The organism is Brevundimonas sp. GW460-12-10-14-LB2, assembly GCF_001636925.1.
In the GTDB taxonomy this organism is placed as follows: domain Bacteria; phylum Pseudomonadota; class Alphaproteobacteria; order Caulobacterales; family Caulobacteraceae; genus Brevundimonas; species Brevundimonas vesicularis.
Map to the genome: position 1 here is coordinate 3,219,053 of NZ_CP015511.1, position 15,133 is coordinate 3,234,185.

Sequence of the window (15,133 nt, forward strand, 5' to 3'; positions counted from 1 at the left end):
GTCTCGATCTTGGGAGGGACGTCATGGTGATATCGCAAGCAGAGCAGGTGGAGCGGCTGCACGGACTGGACGCGTTGCGCGCCGGGGCGCTGCTGCTGGGGGTGGTGCTTCACGCCAGTCTGTCCTTCTTTCCGCAGCAGATCTGGATCGTGGCGGACGACAGCCGGTCGATCGGCGCCGCCTGGCTATTCTTCGCCATCCATCTGTTTCGCCTGACGGCCTTCTTCCTCATCGCGGGCTTGTTCGCCCATAGGATGCTGGCGCGGCGGGGCTGGATCGCCTTCGCCAAGGATCGGGTGGTGCGGATCGCCGGGCCGCTGGCGGTCTTCTGGCTTCCGGTGATGGCTGGGATCGTCACGGCCCTGATCTGGAACGCTCATGCCAATGGTCTGGTGACGCCCGGCGCGCCGCCGCCGCCTCCGCCGACCTATGACTGGACCAACTTTCCGCTGACCCACCTGTGGTTTCTGTGGGTGCTGACGCTGTTCTACGCCGTCGTCCTGATCGTGCGGGCCGTGCTCGGCATGCTGGATCGCGCGGGGCGAGCGGGTCCGGTCGTGGACAGGATTACCGGCGGGCTAATCGGCCCGTGGACGCCTGCGGTGCTGGCCGCCCCGCTGGCTGTGGCCTTGTGGCTGGATCCGAAGTGGATCGCCTTCTTCGCCGTGCCGACGCCGGACGCGGGCGTGATCCCGAACACCTCCGCCCTGGTCGGGTTCGGCCTCGCCTTCGGCCTGGGCTTTGCGCTGGATCGGCGGCGTGATCTGCTGGGCCGCATCGCAAAGGGGGCGCCGCTGTTCCTGAGCATGGCGCTGGCTTCGGGCGTCGCGGCCTATGTGCTGGCGGGCGGACCGAGCATCGCGCCGATGGGCGAGCCGACGGCCGGCAAGGCCGTGGCCGCCGCCGTCACGGCGGTCGCCGTCTATGCCTCGGCCTTGGCGGCCACGGGGCTATGCCTGCGGTTCGCCTCGGGCCACAGCGCGGTTCGGCGCTACCTCTCCGACGCCTCCTACTGGATCTATATCGTGCATCTGCCGCTGGTCATGCTGGCCCAGGTCTGGGTGCAGGACTGGGCCGGGCCGTGGTGGGTAAAGCTGATCGGCGTGTCGGCGGGCGTCTTCGCCGTGTGCCTAGCGTCCTACGAACTGCTGATCCGTCACAGTTTCATAGGGCGGTGGCTGAATGGCCGGCGCGTGCCGTGGCGCAAGCGACCTGCGCCTGCCCTGGTCCCCGCCGAATAATTTGCAAACCCTTCCAGCGGCGTCCATCCGAGGGACGCGCCCGTCGCACAGGAATCACACAGCGATGTCCGACAAGTCCCGCACCGGCCCCGAGGCCGACCTGGCCTTCATGAAGGCCATTGTTCAGGGCGGCAATAATCCCAAGGCGACCCTGACGCTGGGTGTCGCCTATCTGGCGGGCGGTCTGCTCTACGGTCTGCAATGCCTGTTCCATATCGGTCAGGTGTGGGGCGTCGTGCGCTGGCCGCCGCTGGGAAATCTCAGCTTCGTGGTCGCCATCACGGTGGCCTTCCTTATCGTCCTGACATGGGCCGTGCGAGAGGACCGCAAGACGGGCACGGCCGGCCCCATCGTCACGCGCACCCTGAATGCGGCCTTCAGCGGCGCGGGCATGGCCAATCTGGCGATCATCATCGTGTTCGGCGTGGGGGCCCGCCGCGATCAGGACTTCGCGGTCTGGCTCTACTATCCGGCGATGATCTTCGCGCTTCAGTCGGCGGCCTGGTTCGTGGCCTACAGTCTGAAGAAGAAGCCATGGATGCTGGCGACATCGTTGGGCGGCTGGATCACGGCGGTCGCGCTGGGGGTGCTGGTTCGCGACGCGGTGGTCTATCTCTACGTCTGCACCCTCGCCCTGTTCGTGCTCTTCGCGGGGCCGGGCTGGACCATGACCCGTGCGGCGCTGAAGGCCCGCGCCAATGATGCGGACGTCGGCTGATCCATGGGGCTGGACGCGCTCGGCAAGATCGACGAGGTCATCCACGGCCGGATGCGGCTGGGGATCATGGTCTATCTGGCCGACGCCGAGGCCGCCGACTTCACCGAGCTGAAGACGGTGCTGGAGGCGACGCAGGGCAATCTGTCGGTCCATATCAAGAAGCTGGAGGAGGCGGGATACGTCGCCGTGGCCAAGAGCTTCGTGAACAACAAGCCTTTGACCCGCGTGTCCATCACTCCGTCAGGACGCAAGGCCTTCGCCGCCTATCTGGAGGCGCTGGGCGGCCTGATCGGGCGGTCGGCCTGATGGCGCCGATGGTGGTCGATCCGGGCAAGCTGCGAGCATTCGAGACGTCCGAGGCGTTCGAGGCCTGGCTGGCTGCGAACCACGACCGCGAGACCGAGCTCTGGATCCGCATATTCAAGGTCAAGTCGGGCGTCGCCTCGATCACCTGGGTCGAGGCGGTGGATGTGCTCCTGTGCTGGGGCTGGATCGACGGGATCAAGAAAAGCCTGGATGCTGACAGCTTCCTGCAACGCGTCTCGCCACGCGGCAAGAAGAGCGTCTGGAGCCAGGTCAACGTCGCCAATGTCGCGCGCCTGATCGAGGAAGGGCGGATGACGCCGCACGGGCTGAAACACGTCGAGGCGGCCAAGGCGGACGGGCGCTGGGACGCGGCCTACCGCGTCAAGGGCTCGACCGCGCCCGACGACCTGATGGCCGCCATCGACGCCGAGCCGCAGGCTCGGGCGACGTTCGACACCCTGACGGCGCAGAACCGGTTCGCCCTGACCTATCGCACCGAGGCGCCGAAGACCCCGGCGGGCCGCGTCAAGGCCATCGCCCGCCTGGTGGAGATGCTGAAACGGGGCGAGACGCCCCACCCGCAGAAGAGGGCGTGACCGTGTCGATTCCGCAGGTGATGGGCATCGTCAATGTGACGCCCGACAGCTTCTCGGACGGGGGGCGGTGGGCCTCGACCGAAGGCGCGATCGATCAGGCCATGCGTCTGGTCGCGGACGGGGCCGATGTGCTCGATATCGGCGGCGAGAGCACCCGGCCGGGCGCCGAGCCGGTGGGCGAGGCCGAGGAGATCGCGCGGGTCGCCCCGGTCATCGCCGGCGTCCGCGCGCGCTGGGGCGGGGCGATCAGCATCGATACGATGAAGCCCGCCGTCGCCCGCGCCGCCGTCGCGGCCGGGGCGACGATGTGGAACGACGTGACCGCGCTGAGCCACGCGCCCGACAGTGCGGCGGTCGCGGCCGAACTGGGTTGCGACGTCGTGCTGATGCACATGCAGGGCGAGCCTCGCACCATGCAGGCGGACCCGCGCTATGGCGACGTGGTCGTCGAGGTGGGGGACTATCTGCGCGGACGGGCCGAGGCGGCGATGGCGGCAGGCGTGGCGCGCGAACGGATCTGGCTGGATCCCGGCATCGGCTTCGGCAAGACCCTGGCGCACAATCTGGCGCTGACGGCGCGGCTCGGCGCGCTGGTCGATCTGGGCTTTCCGGTGCTGTACGCCGCCAGCCGCAAGCGCACGATCCAGGCCATCGATCCGACGGCGACCTTGGCGACTGACCGGCTGGGCGGATCGCTGGCCTTGGCGTTGGAAGGCGCGCGGCGCGGGGCGCGGATGGTGCGGGTCCACGATGTGCGCGAAACGGTGCAGGCGCTGAAGGTTCGGGCTACACTTATGGCGGCGGTGACGGCGGCGGTTTGAAGCCCCGCGACGGACGGTCGCAGCCGGTGTAGAGGGCAGGTCTGCAACAGACCTGATGCGCCCCATGCCCCTGACCGCCTACATCGCCCCGATCGTCATGCTGTGCCTGTCGAACGTCTTCATGACCTTCGCCTGGTACGGTCATCTGAAGTTCGACCACAAGCCGCTGTGGATCCTGGTCATCGCCAGCTGGGGCATCGCCTTCTTCGAATACTGGCTGGCCGTGCCGGCCAACCGGATCGGCATTCAGGTCTATTCGCCGGCCGAACTGAAGACGATGCAGGAGGTGATCACCCTGTTGGTCTTCGCCGGGTTTTCGGTCCTGTATCTGGGCGAGAAGCTGACGGTGAACCACCTGGTCGGCTTCGCCTTCATCGCGCTTGGGGCCTTCTTCATCTTCAAGGGGCCGCTGGGCGGCTGATCGCGGCTTGCTCCGGACCGCGGCCTGTTCCATCTGGTCGCCATGTCCTGGGTGATGTCGATCAATCCGTGGGCGACGCTGGTCGTCGCCGGTCTGCTGGAGGTCCTGTGGGCCTCGGGCCTCAAGAACGTCGGCGTCAGCCGGCCGTGGACCTCGCTGGGGGTTGTGATCGCGCTGGCGGGCAGCATGGTGCTGTTGTGGGTCGCCACGCAAAAGCTGCCGATCGGCACGGCCTATGCGGTGTGGACCGGCATCGGGGCCGTGGGCGCGGCGGTGGTCGGCATCCTCGTTTATGGCGAGCCGGCGACGGCGGTCAGGGCCGTGTGCATCCTGCTGATCGTGGCGGGCATCGTCGGGCTGAAACTGTTTTCGGGAGCGGCGGCATGAGCGCGCTTCATCACGGTCGGGTGCTCATTCTGGCCGGGTCGGACTCGGGCGGCGGCGCGGGCATCCAGGCCGACATCAAGGCCGTGACGATGATGGGCGGGTTCGCCGCCACCGCCATCACGGCCATCACGGTGCAGAACACCCTGGGGGTCCACGGCGTCCATCCGCTGCCGCTGGATCTGATCACCGCCCAGGCGCGGGCCGTGCTGGAGGACATTGGGACCGACGCGGTCAAGACCGGCATGCTGGGCTCGGTCGAGGTGGTCGAGACGGTCGCGGCCCTGCTGGACGAAGCGGACGCCCCGGCGGTGGTCGACCCGGTCATGGTGGCCAAGGGCGGGCACCCGCTGTTGCCGGATGCGGCGGTCGAGGCGGTGAAGCGCCTGATGATCCCGCGCGCGGCCCTGCTGACGCCCAATGCGCCCGAGGCCGAGGCCCTGACGGGGTTCGCGGTCCACGACCTGGACGGCCAGAGGCGGGCGGGCGAGGCGCTGCTGGCCCTGGGGGCGCGGGCGGTGCTGATGAAGGGCGGGCATGTGTCGGGGCCGACGGTGATCGACCTGCTGATGACCGCAGACGGCGAGACGGTGCTGGAGGCCGAGCGGGTCGACACCCGCCACACCCACGGCACCGGCTGCACCCTGGCCAGCGCCTGTGCAGCCGGTCTGGCGATGGGCCGACCGCTGGAGGTCGCGGTGGCCGAAGCCTGGGCCTATGTCGGCGAGGCGATCCGCCGGGCGCCGGGCCTGGGCGGCGGACACGGGCCGCTGGACCACGGCTGGCCGGTGCGAGGATGAGCGCGCTGGAGGCGGAACTGGCCGCCATCGTGCGCGCCGACGCTGGTTTGATGCATGTGCTGACGACCGTCCGGGCGCTGGACCTGCCTGATTGGCGGCTGGTGTCCGGAGCGGTCTATCAGGCCGTGTGGAACGCGAGGACAGGGCGGCCGGCGGGCTATGGGGTCAAGGACTACGACTTGGCCTATTTCGACGCGTCGGACCTGTCCTACGAGGCCGAAGACGCGGTCATCAAACGCGTCGCCGCCGCCTTCGACGAACCGGTCTGCAGCCAGGTCGAGGTCCGCAACCAGGCGCGGGTGCATCTGTGGTTCCAGAACCGGTTCGGCGAACCCTATGCGCCGTTGTCTTCGACGGACGAGGCGCTGGGGCGGTTCGTGGCGCCGACCTTTGCGGTCGGGGTGCGGCTGGAGGCCGACGACCGCCTCAGCATCGCCGCGCCGTTCGGGCTGGATGACGTGTTCGCCCTGACGATCCGACCCAACCCGAACCGGCCGGTGGCGAAGGGCTGGGCCAAGGCCGTCGACAGCGCGCGGGCGCGCTGGCCCGAACTGACGGTGATCGAACCCTAGAAGGGCCCGTGTTTGCCGTTCGAGGAGAACTCGGGCGGGGCGGCCTTGTGGACATATTGTTCGGCGACCAGCCAGGCCTTGAAGGGGCGCAGGCAGCCCAGGCACAGGGCGACCAGGATCGGCAGGGTCACGACCAGATGCACCCAGATCGGCGGGTGGACGGTGAAGTCGAACACCATCAGCAGGATCATCCCCACCACCCCGACGGCCGTCATGACGAAGAAGGCCGGGCCGTCCGCCGGATCGGCGAAGGCGTAGCTGAGCCCGCACGTCGGACATTCGCTCTGCAGCGTCAGATAGCCCTTGAACAGCGGACCCTTGCCGCAGCGGGGGCAGCGACAGGCCAGGCCGGTCTTCAGGGTGCTGAGGCGCGGATAATCGGTCATCTGGCGACTATGGGCGTTTAAAACGGCGCTGTCGCGTGGACCGGTTGTCCTAAGGCCATCCCTCATCACGGTGAACGGCGGTTAACCGCGATTAAAGGCCTTGTGCGGCATGGGTCGGGAGATATGTCCGGGGCCTCGCCGACAAAGCGCATCCTGAAGACGACCGTGGCCGCCGCCACGGCCGGCGCCGTCGTGTTCGCGCCGATGGCGCCGCTGGCCCAGGAAGTCGGCCGGTCGCGCGATCCGCTGTCCATCAATATCGGCGCCAACGCCGAGTTCACGCGGGTCGAGTTCGGCGGCGTCATCGGGGTGCGCTCGCGCATCAGCCGCGAGGGCGACAAGGTTGTCGTTCGGCTGGGGACCACCGCCGCGCCCGACGTCTCGCGATTGAAGGTCGATCCGCCGGCGGGGGTGAAGTCGGTCGAGACGCGGCCGAGCCGGGGCGCGGGCGGCACGGACCTGATCCTGACGCTGGAACAGGGCGCAGATGCGCGCTCGGGCGTGGCGGACGGGGCGGTTTGGCTGAACCTCTATGCGCCCGGCAAGGCGCCGGAGGGCGGGGACGCCGCCGCGCCGCAGACGACCAAGGCCGTGGTGCCGGTGCGGGCCGAGACGGCCGGCGGCAAGACGGTCCTGACCTTCGACTGGGGCGCGCCGGTGGGGGCGGCCGTCTTCCGCCGGGGGGATGCGGTATGGGTCGTGTTCGACACCGCCGCCCGCATGGATATGAGCGGCGCCAAGGCGCTGGGGTCGGCCAAGAACGCGCAGTGGGCGGCCGGGCCGGCCTATACGGCCTTGAGGATCGCCGAACCCGAGGGGCTGGGCATCTCGGCGCAGGGGCAGGGCGGGACCTGGACCGTGACCCTGGGCGGCCCAGACGGTGCGGCGGGCGGGGTCGAGGTCGGCCGGTCCGACGACGGCGCGCCGGTGCTGGTGGCGCAGATGGCCGGGGCGACCAAGGCGGTCTGGCTGACCGATCCGCTGGTTGGGGACCGGTTCGCGGCGGTGACGGCCCTGGCGCCCGGCAAAGGTTACGCCGGCGGACGGCGCACGGTCGATCTGAGCCTGATCCCGACGGCGCAGGGTCTGGCTGTCGAGACGGGGGCTGACGACCTGAAGATCGAGGCGGCGGGCGATCTGGTGACGCTGAGCCGGCCCAAGGGGTTGGCCTTGTCGTCGCCGGCGGCCGGGCTGGAGGCGGGCGACCGCAATGCGGATGCGCCCAAGCGGGCGGCCTATCCGGCGCTGATCGACGAGGCCTGGGCCGCGACCGGCGAGGCAGGCTTCTCGGACCGGTATCGCCGGCTGCAGGATGCGGCCGGGCTGGAGACGATCGCGGCGGCGGACAATCCGCGCGCGCCGATCGAGGCGCGGATGGCGCTCGCCCGGTTCCTGGTCGGGTCGGGCCTGAACTATGAGGCCATCGGGGTGCTGAACGCCCTGATCGCCAAGGCGCCGAACCTGCAAGGCGAGCCCGAGGTACGCGGCCTGCGCGGCGTGGCGCGCGTCGGCGTCGGGCGTCTGGAGGAGGCCCAGGTCGATTTCGCGGGCGCGGCCCTGGCCAACGATCCAGCGACCAAGGTCTGGCTAGGCTATATCGCCTCGGAGATGGGCGACTGGGAGGGGGCGCGTCGCAACTTCGCCGCCGGCGCCCCGGCCATCGACAGCTTCCCCAAGGAATGGCGCGCGCGGTTCGGCGCGGCCCACGCCATGGCCGCGATCCAGTTGAACGATCTCGCCGCCGCCCAGCAGCTGTTGGCCTATGTGTTCAGCCAGGATGCGCCGGCGGTCGATCAACTGACCGCACGTCTGGTGCAGGCGCGGATGTTCGAGCTGAACGGCGACAAGAACCGGGCGCTGGCGGTCTACAAGGCCGTGGCGCGCGCGCCGCTGGACGGGATCGCCACGCCGGCGAAACTGGGCGCCATCAGCCTGGAGCTGGACAAGGGTGCGATCACCCCGGATCAGGCGACGGCCCAGTTGGAACAGCTGAAATGGCGCTGGCGCGGGGACGCGACCGAGATGGCGGTCGTGCGCAAACTGTCGGGCATCTATCTGCAACAGGGGCGATATCGCGAGGCGCTGGACGCCCTGCGCGGCGCGGGCAAGCGGATGGCGGGCGTGCCGGGCGCAGCCGAGGTGCAGGCGGATCAGGCGAACGCCTTCCGCGCCCTTTTCCTGGACGGGGCGGCGGACGGTTTGCAGCCGGTGCAGGCGCTGGCGCTGTTCTATGACTTCCGCGAACTGACCCCGATCGGGGCGGACGGCGACGAGATGGTGCGGCGTCTGTCGCGCCGGCTGATCGACGTTGACCTGTTGGATCAGGCCGCCGAACTGCTGAAGCACCAAGTGGACGAGCGTCTGGACGGGGTGGCCAAGGCTCAGGTCGCGACCAATCTGGCCACCGTCTATCTGATGGACCGCCAGCCGGAGAAGGCGTTGCAGGCCATCTGGGGCTCGCGCACCACCCTGTTGCCCAATGCGATGAACAGCGAGCGCCGCGCGCTGGAGGCGCGCGCCCTGATGGATCTGGGCCGGTTCGACCATGCGCTGGAGGTGCTGGACCGGGATCAGTCGAACCCGGCGCGCGAGGTGCGGGCCGACATCCTCTGGAAGCAGCAGAAGTGGGGCGAGGCGGCGCCGATCTATGAGGCGCGGCTGGGCGATCGTTACAAGACCGCGACCACGCCGCTGACGCCGGCCGAGGAAAGCTGGCTGATCCGGGCGGGCGTCGGCTATTCGCTGGCCGGCGATCGGGCCGCGTTGCAGCGGCTGAGCGGGCGCTTTGGGCCGATGGTTCCCGGCGCGCGGTCGGCGGCGGCGCTGCGGGTCGCGCTGGACGACAATCTGTCGGGCGTGGCGGGGACGGGCGACTTCGCCAATCTGTCCAGCCAGGCCGACACCTTCGTCGGCTGGGTCAACAGCGCCAAACAGGCGTTCAGAAAAGAAGCTGACGCCAAGAGCGCCGCCTGAAATTGAAGCGGGCGGAGATCGCATCGCGCCCCCCGCCCGTCGAGCATTGCCGGTCCTGCATCTCAGGACCGAAAAGGCTTAGCCGTTGACGGCGTCCTTCAGCGGCTTGGAGACGCGGAAGCGCACGGCCTTGGAGGCGGCGATCTTGATGGTCGCGCCGGTAGCCGGGTTGCGGCCTTCGCGCTCAGCGCGGTCGGCGGTGTCGAAGACGCCCAGGTTCGAGATGCGGATGTCGCCGCCCGACTTCAGGGTCGAGTGGATGTTTTCGACGATCGCGGTCAGCACCTTGCCGGCGTCGGCCTGCGAAACACCAGCGTCTTTGGCGACGGCGGCGATCAGTTCGGCTTGAGTGGTCATAAGAAGCGTTTCCAGTGTTAGTCGCCCGATTCCGAGCGAGGACCGGGGGATCAACACGGATTTCCATACGCTTTGCAAGCGCCGATGACGCTTAAAGCCATATGGGGCGGGGGATTATCCGGTGCCTGACGCCCGCTGGAAGCTCTCGACCAGGCTTCCGGCGACCAGTCGCCAGCCGTCCACCAGCACGAAGAAGATCAACTTGAAGGGGAGGGAAACCACCACCGGAGGGAGCATCATCATGCCCATGGACATCAGCACGCTGGCCACCACCAGATCGATCACAAGGAACGGAACGAAAAGGAGAAATCCGATTTCGAACGCCTTCTTCAGCTCGCTGATCATGAAGGCCGGGGTGACCACACGCAGGGGCAGGTCCTGGACGTTCTGGGGCGGGTCGATCTTGCTGAGACGGGTGAACAGGGCGAGGTCCCCGCGGTCCACCTGGGCCAGCATGAAGGTTTTTACGGGTTCGGACGCCTGATCGAAGGCCTGGGGCAGTTCGATCTGCTGATCCATCAGCGGACGGATGCCCGAATCATAGGCGTCCTGCCAGGTCGGGGCCATGACGATGGCGCTCAGGAACAGCGACAGAGACACCAAGACGGCGTTCGGCGGCGACTGTTGCAGGCCCAGCGCCGTTCGCAGCAGCGACAGGACCACGATGATCCGCACGAAGCTGGTGGTCATGATGACAATGGACGGCGCCAAGGACAGGACGGTCATCAGACCGACCAGCTGGACCACGCGCTGGGTCAGGCCGGCGCCGGTGCCCAGATCAATGTTCAGGGCCGAGCCGCTTTGCGCCGCCTGCTGAGCCAGGGCCGCGACGGGCCAGGCCAGACAGACCAGGGTGGTGAACAGCGACAGCAGGGCCGCGCGTTTCAGCTCGGCGCCGGTCGGCTTGACGAAGACGGCGGGCTTCACTGGCCGCCTCCCACTTTGCCGACAGGGGGCTGACGCGGTTCGATCAGTTCACGGCCTTCGCCCAGCAGGATCAGCCGCTCCTCGTCGTCGACGCGGACCAGAACGAGGCGACGGGCGGGGTCCAGCACCAGGGTCTCGACGACCTGAAGCCGGCGCTCGCCGCGCTCAGCGTTCAGCCGGGCCAGGATTTGCGGGGCATAGCGGCGCGCAGCCCAGGCCGCGATCCCGATCAGGCCGAGGGTGAAGGCCAGGCCGAAGACCGCCCGGGCGAGATCGAGGAAATTCATGACGCTGCAAAGGCCCCGCGCAGTCCGCGCTCAGGCCGCGAATGTTAACCACCACGGTTAACGACCCGTTGAGATAACCCCCTATTAACCATCCAGGCGGCATTTTCTGCCCATCGCGCGCATTCGCGTCGCACGGGAGACCGCCATGGGCGTCGCCGACATACCGCTGCTGGGGCAGATCAAGGGCCGGCTGGGCTGGCTGGACGCCCGCCAGCGGGTCATCGCCGAGAACGTCGCCAACGCCGATACGCCGGGCTTCGTCGGGCGCGACCTCAAACAGCCGACCGACTTCGCCGCCGCCATGCGGTCGGGCGGGGGTCTGCAGATGGTGCGCACCAATGCGGCTCATATCGCGCCTGCGGGATCGCCGGTCCGGTTCGATCCGACCAAGGCGCCCGATTCGGAGACCACGCTGGACGGCAACTCGGTCGTGGTCGAGGAGCAGATGCTGAAGATGGCCGAGAGCCGCATGGCCTATGACGCCGCCATCGGCTTCTACCAGAAATCCATGTCCATGATCCGCATGGCCGCCAAGCGGCCCGGCGGCTGAGGAGGACTGATAAATGCCTGATCCCATCGCGCCCTCCAACAGCACCATGGCCGTGGCGGCCTCGGCCCTGAAGGCCCAGCAGTCGCGCATGCGCGTCATCGCCGAGAACATCGCCAACGCCCAGTCGACGGCGCGCACACCGGGCGGCGAGCCCTATCGCCGCCAGATCCCCGTCTTCCAGGCGCGCGAGGTCGATGGGGCGACAGGCGTCACCCTGGCCGAGGTCCGGCCCGACCAGGGCGACTTCAAGATGGACTATGACCCGTCGCACCCGGCCGCGAACGCCCAGGGCTATGTGATGCGGCCCAATGTGGACACCCTGGTCGAGGCCATGGACATGCGCGAGGCGCAGCGCGCCTATGAGGCCAATCTGAACGTCATCGAGACGGCGCGGTCGATGGACAGCCGCACCCTCGACATCATCAAACGCTGAGGGCTAGGCCATGAATCCGATGATGGCCGCCAAGGCCTATGCCGCAGTTCAGGGCGGCGCCATGCCGACCGCAGCCCAGGCGCCCGGCGTCGGGGACGGCGGCTTCGCCGACCTGGTCAAGAACGCCATGACCGACATGACCCAGCAGTCGCGCGCGGCCGAAACCCAGATGACCCGCTCGGTCCAGGGCCAGGGCAATCTGATCGACGTGGTCACGGCGCTGAGCTCGGCCGAGGCGTCTCTGGAAACGGTGATCTCGGTCCGCGATCAGGTGATTTCCGCCTATAAGGAAATCATGGCGATGCCGATCTGACAGCGGGTCAGAAGTAGCGTTCGCCGATCCGCAGGGTGTCGCCGGGCGAAACACGCGCATCGGCGGTCAGCGGCTGGGCTTCTTCGACCTGTGATCCGGCGCGACGCACGAAGACACGGCGCGTATTGGCGCGATAGGTGAAGCCTTGCGCCGTCGCCACGGCGTTCAGCACCGTCAGGTCCGGCAGATAGGGGTATTCTCCCGGCCGATTGACCTCGCCCAGGATGTAGATCGGCCGATAGGTCAGGACCTGGGCGGTGACGCGCGGCTGGTTCAGATAGCCCTGGCTCAAGGCTTGAGCGACGGCGTCCTGAAGCTGGGCGCTCGTCAGACCCGCAACCTGGACCTCGCCGATCAGGGGCAGGGCGATACGTCCGTTGGCGTCGATCACGAACTCGCCGCCCAGCGCTGCCTCGCCGAAGACGTCGATGCGCACCTTGTCGGCGGAGGCGAGCCGATAGTCCGACACGCTCTGAGGCGCAAAGGCCGTCAGGCCCAGCGACAGGACCGCGATCAGCAGGCCGATGCCTCTTCTTGCCCCCACTGTCATCGCCCCCGATGGTTCCGAGTGTGAAGGCTAAACGCGTCGGTTGTTCCGGTCTAGGGGCGGTTCGACAGGATACGGGCGGCGAGATCGCGCGCCTGGCCGCGCAGGTCGGGCACGGCCGTCATCTCCCAGAAGGCGCCGCGCGTCAGGGGGCCGATGGCGTGAAGGCCGAGCGCTGGGGCGCCCGCCCCGTCCAGCAGACCGCCCTCGTCATCGACCTGCAGGCCCAGGCCCAAGGGGTCCGGGCGTCCGTAACCCTTGTCGAGGATGTCGCGGATCATCGGCTCGGTGCTCTTGGAGATCACGCCCAGCGGCCCGGTGCAGTTCACGACCAGATCGAACCGCTCCTTGATGGCGCGCTTCTTTCCGCGCGGACGCCACGAGACCTCGATGACGTCGGTCGCCTTCAGCTCGGTCAGCTTGCCGGCCAGGATCGTCAGTTCGCCGGCAGCCAGCATGGAATGGATGTCGCGGGCCGGGCCGGGCGACAGGCGGTGGCGATGCACGTCCCACAGGGGACGCAGATGGCGCAGGAAGCGGCTGCGCTCGACCCGCGACCAGCCGCGCCAGATGTCGCGCGCGGAATGGCGCAGGCGGTCGAACACGGCGCGCCAATCCGCCTCGGCCGTCGCGTTGCGGATCTGACGCAGGATTTCGGCCGGGCTGCCCGAAAAGGCGCCGACATAGGGCGTGGGCGGCACGGTCGCGTGGGCGCGGGGCAAAAGCCCGTGACGCGACAGGGCGGTCAGGCGGCGTCCGGGTCGGCGCAGGGTGATGGCTGCATCCACCATCGTCAGGCCCGAACCGATCAGCAGGACATTGCGGGCGTCGCGCGCCGTCTGGGGATCGAACCGCCAGGGGTTTTCGACATAGGCGGGGGAGGCGCGCACCGCGTCCTCGACGCCGGGGGGCGAGGCGGGCTCCAGATTGCCCAGCGCCAGCACGACCTGATCGGCCGCGACTGCTCCGTCGCTGGTCAGGATACGCCAGCCGTCGTCCTGACGATCGATGGACTGAGCCTCGGCGCCGATCAGGTTCAGTCGGTCGGGGGCGTCGTCCAGCGCCTCATCCAGCAGGGCTTGAAGATAGTCGCCATAGACGCCGCGGGTGATGAAGCCGTCCTGGGCGCGCCACGACGGCTGTTCGGCCAGCCAGTCGGCGAGGTGGCTGGGCTGGTCGGGAAAGGCGCTCATATTGTCCAGGCGGACGTTCAGCAGATGGCCGGGATTGCCGGTGTCATAGGCGGTGCCGGGACCGAAAACGCCGCGCCGTTCGATCAGGGTGACGCGCACATCGCGCGAGGCCTTCAGCAGATTGACGGCAGTCAGCAGGCCGCTGAAACCCGCGCCGACGATGGCGACATGCGGTCCATTCTGCTGCGGCACGCGCACCCCCGTTTCCCGTTTCCGTCGCTGTCGATAACACGCGGCGGGCCAGAGGGATCATGGCGATAAATATCTATCTGGCCAGTAGGAATAACGTGATCAGGGGCTGCGACCTCTGGTCTTGCGGATGTCGCGCAGGGCCAGAGGGAGCAGCGTCCAGGGCTCGACGCAGTAGCGGACGAACAGCCGTTTGGGATCGTGCAGCAGGCGATAGGCCCATTCGACGCCCGCGCGTCCCATCCAGCGCGGGGCCGGGCTTTGAGCCCCCGCCTCATAGTCGAAGGCGGCGCCGACCGACAGGATGACGCAATCGGGCAGGCGCTCGAAGTTTTCGGCGATCCATAGCTCCTGGCGCGGCATCCCCATGCCGACGAACAGGATATGGGGCTGGAAGGCCGTGATCCGATCCAGGACGGCGGCGTTCTCGGACGAACCGGGCCGAGCGTCGAAGAAGCCGTGGTGGATGGCGATGTCGGCTTCGGGATAGCGGAGCTTCAGCCGGCGGGCCGCCTCGTCGCCGACGCCGGGCGCGCCGCCGACGGACAGGACGCGCCAGCCCTGACGGTTAGCCACGCTCCAGAAATGGTCGCGCCAGTCCAGATAGGTGCAGCGGTGAAAGCCCCGGCTGTGCAGGCCCAGGGCGCGCGAGAAGGCCAGCAGCGGCGTCGAATCGACCTCGATCAGATCGGCCTTGTCGTAGAAGGCGCCGAGTTCAGGTCGCTTCTGCATCAGATACAGGCTGTGCAGATTGTGATTGGCGATCAGGCTTTTTTCGCCCTGTCGCACCGCCTGCTGAATGTGGTGCAGCACCTCTTCCGGCTTCACCAGATCCATCGATTGACCCAGGATCGTCACTCGCTCGTGGGCGCGGCGGTTCTGGCGAAACGGCGCGCGCGGCCGGGCGCGGCGCTCCGGGACGAAGCGCTCTGGCGCAGAGGGGCTGAGAGACGGGTCCGCCATCAGGCGCTTCTAGGCGACCTGGACTCAAGACGGGGTTAGAAAACAGGCTTAGCGCCCATTAAGTCACCGCCGAACGCGGATCGAAAATGATGCGCGGCCAGGCTTGCCGCGCCGCGTGCGCAAGAAATCTCGCAAAGGCGAAAAATCCTTGTTGAC

20 protein-coding genes are annotated in these 15,133 nt (G+C 68.3%); 13 read left to right on the plus strand and 7 right to left on the minus strand.

Annotated features, from left to right (window positions below; genetic code table 11):
- Positions 1-23: 23 nt before the first annotated feature.
- The 9 genes from A4249_RS15950 (at position 24) to A4249_RS15990 (ending at position 5,859) form a co-directional block, all read left to right on the plus strand.
- Positions 24-1,241 carry an acyltransferase family protein gene (locus A4249_RS15950; RefSeq protein ID WP_066554445.1) on the plus strand — a complete coding sequence of 406 codons (1,218 nt, stop codon included), beginning with the start codon at positions 24-26 and terminating at the stop codon, positions 1,239-1,241.
- 64 nt (positions 1,242-1,305) lie between these two features.
- Positions 1,306-1,959 (plus strand): hypothetical protein, encoded by a 654-nt coding sequence (locus A4249_RS15955; RefSeq protein WP_066554447.1) that lies wholly within the window; start codon positions 1,306-1,308, stop codon positions 1,957-1,959.
- A gap of 3 nt (positions 1,960-1,962) precedes the next feature.
- On the plus strand, positions 1,963-2,265 hold the full coding sequence (locus A4249_RS15960; RefSeq protein ID WP_066554448.1) for a winged helix-turn-helix domain-containing protein: 303 nt from the start codon (positions 1,963-1,965) through the stop codon (positions 2,263-2,265).
- Entirely contained in the window at positions 2,265-2,861 is a 597-nt protein-coding gene (locus tag A4249_RS15965) for a YdeI/OmpD-associated family protein (protein ID WP_066554457.1), read from the plus strand. The genes A4249_RS15960 and A4249_RS15965 overlap by 1 nt, the downstream gene beginning before the upstream one ends.
- A gap of 20 nt (positions 2,862-2,881) precedes the next feature.
- Positions 2,882-3,682, plus strand: coding sequence for a dihydropteroate synthase (gene folP / locus A4249_RS15970; protein WP_066555375.1), 801 nt, complete (start codon positions 2,882-2,884; stop codon positions 3,680-3,682).
- Between the two features lie 64 nt (positions 3,683-3,746).
- Positions 3,747-4,103 (plus strand): DMT family protein, encoded by a 357-nt coding sequence (locus tag A4249_RS15975; protein ID WP_017506765.1) that lies wholly within the window; start codon positions 3,747-3,749, stop codon positions 4,101-4,103.
- 42 nt (positions 4,104-4,145) lie between these two features.
- Positions 4,146-4,490, plus strand: a complete 345-nt coding sequence (locus A4249_RS15980) for a DMT family transporter (protein WP_066554459.1) — start codon at positions 4,146-4,148, stop codon at positions 4,488-4,490.
- Positions 4,487-5,287, plus strand: coding sequence for a bifunctional hydroxymethylpyrimidine kinase/phosphomethylpyrimidine kinase (gene thiD, locus A4249_RS15985; protein ID WP_066554460.1), 801 nt, complete (start codon positions 4,487-4,489; stop codon positions 5,285-5,287). Before A4249_RS15980 ends, thiD begins: the two co-directional genes overlap by 4 nt.
- On the plus strand, positions 5,284-5,859 hold the full coding sequence (locus tag A4249_RS15990; RefSeq protein WP_066554461.1) for a nucleotidyltransferase family protein: 576 nt from the start codon (positions 5,284-5,286) through the stop codon (positions 5,857-5,859). The genes thiD and A4249_RS15990 overlap by 4 nt, the downstream gene beginning before the upstream one ends.
- On the opposite strand, the gene A4249_RS15995 is transcribed toward A4249_RS15990, so the two are convergent.
- A complete protein-coding gene (locus A4249_RS15995) occupies positions 5,856-6,245 on the minus strand; it encodes a DUF983 domain-containing protein (protein WP_066554463.1) in 390 nt (129 codons plus the stop codon). The genes A4249_RS15990 and A4249_RS15995 overlap by 4 nt on opposite strands.
- 123 nt (positions 6,246-6,368) lie before the next feature.
- Here A4249_RS15995 and A4249_RS16000 point away from each other — a divergent pair, with 123 nt between their 5' ends.
- A complete protein-coding gene (locus tag A4249_RS16000; protein ID WP_066554466.1) occupies positions 6,369-9,218 on the plus strand; it encodes a tetratricopeptide repeat protein in 2,850 nt (949 codons plus the stop codon).
- A 78-nt stretch (positions 9,219-9,296) separates the two neighbouring features.
- On the opposite strand, the gene A4249_RS16005 is transcribed toward A4249_RS16000, so the two are convergent.
- The 3 genes from A4249_RS16005 to A4249_RS16015 all read right to left on the minus strand — a co-directional run bounded on the left by A4249_RS16005 (position 9,297) and on the right by A4249_RS16015 (position 10,789).
- Positions 9,297-9,575 (minus strand): HU family DNA-binding protein, encoded by a 279-nt coding sequence (locus tag A4249_RS16005; RefSeq protein ID WP_017506838.1) that lies wholly within the window; start codon positions 9,573-9,575, stop codon positions 9,297-9,299.
- 114 nt (positions 9,576-9,689) lie between these two features.
- Positions 9,690-10,502 carry a flagellar type III secretion system pore protein FliP gene (gene fliP / locus A4249_RS16010; RefSeq protein ID WP_039244769.1) on the minus strand — a complete coding sequence of 271 codons (813 nt, stop codon included), beginning with the start codon at positions 10,500-10,502 and terminating at the stop codon, positions 9,690-9,692.
- Positions 10,499-10,789 (minus strand): FliO/MopB family protein, encoded by a 291-nt coding sequence (locus tag A4249_RS16015; protein WP_055754025.1) that lies wholly within the window; start codon positions 10,787-10,789, stop codon positions 10,499-10,501. The genes fliP and A4249_RS16015 overlap by 4 nt, the downstream gene beginning before the upstream one ends.
- Positions 10,790-10,934: 145 nt before the next feature.
- Between A4249_RS16015 and flgB the strand changes: the two genes are divergently transcribed.
- Genes flgB through A4249_RS16030 form a run of 3 tightly spaced genes read left to right on the plus strand, consistent with a single transcriptional unit; the run spans position 10,935 to position 12,085 of the window.
- Positions 10,935-11,339: a flagellar basal body rod protein FlgB gene (flgB, locus tag A4249_RS16020; RefSeq protein WP_066554467.1), complete on the plus strand. Its 405-nt coding sequence runs from the start codon at positions 10,935-10,937 to the stop codon at positions 11,337-11,339.
- A 13-nt stretch (positions 11,340-11,352) separates the two neighbouring features.
- Positions 11,353-11,772 (plus strand): flagellar basal body rod protein FlgC, encoded by a 420-nt coding sequence (gene flgC, locus A4249_RS16025; RefSeq protein ID WP_197458415.1) that lies wholly within the window; start codon positions 11,353-11,355, stop codon positions 11,770-11,772.
- A gap of 10 nt (positions 11,773-11,782) precedes the next feature.
- On the plus strand, positions 11,783-12,085 hold the full coding sequence (locus A4249_RS16030; RefSeq protein ID WP_045809720.1) for a flagellar hook-basal body complex protein FliE: 303 nt from the start codon (positions 11,783-11,785) through the stop codon (positions 12,083-12,085).
- Between the two features lie 7 nt (positions 12,086-12,092).
- Here the strand turns inward: A4249_RS16030 and A4249_RS16035 are convergent, their stop codons facing one another.
- The 3 genes from A4249_RS16035 to A4249_RS16045 all read right to left on the minus strand — a co-directional run bounded on the left by A4249_RS16035 (position 12,093) and on the right by A4249_RS16045 (position 14,977).
- A complete protein-coding gene (locus A4249_RS16035) occupies positions 12,093-12,635 on the minus strand; it encodes a polysaccharide biosynthesis/export family protein (RefSeq protein ID WP_066554469.1) in 543 nt (180 codons plus the stop codon).
- A gap of 50 nt (positions 12,636-12,685) precedes the next feature.
- Positions 12,686-14,023 carry an FAD/NAD(P)-binding protein gene (locus A4249_RS16040; protein WP_082854206.1) on the minus strand — a complete coding sequence of 446 codons (1,338 nt, stop codon included), beginning with the start codon at positions 14,021-14,023 and terminating at the stop codon, positions 12,686-12,688.
- 93 nt (positions 14,024-14,116) lie between these two features.
- Entirely contained in the window at positions 14,117-14,977 is an 861-nt protein-coding gene (locus A4249_RS16045) for a WecB/TagA/CpsF family glycosyltransferase (protein WP_066554470.1), read from the minus strand.
- Positions 14,978-15,133 lie beyond the last annotated feature (156 nt).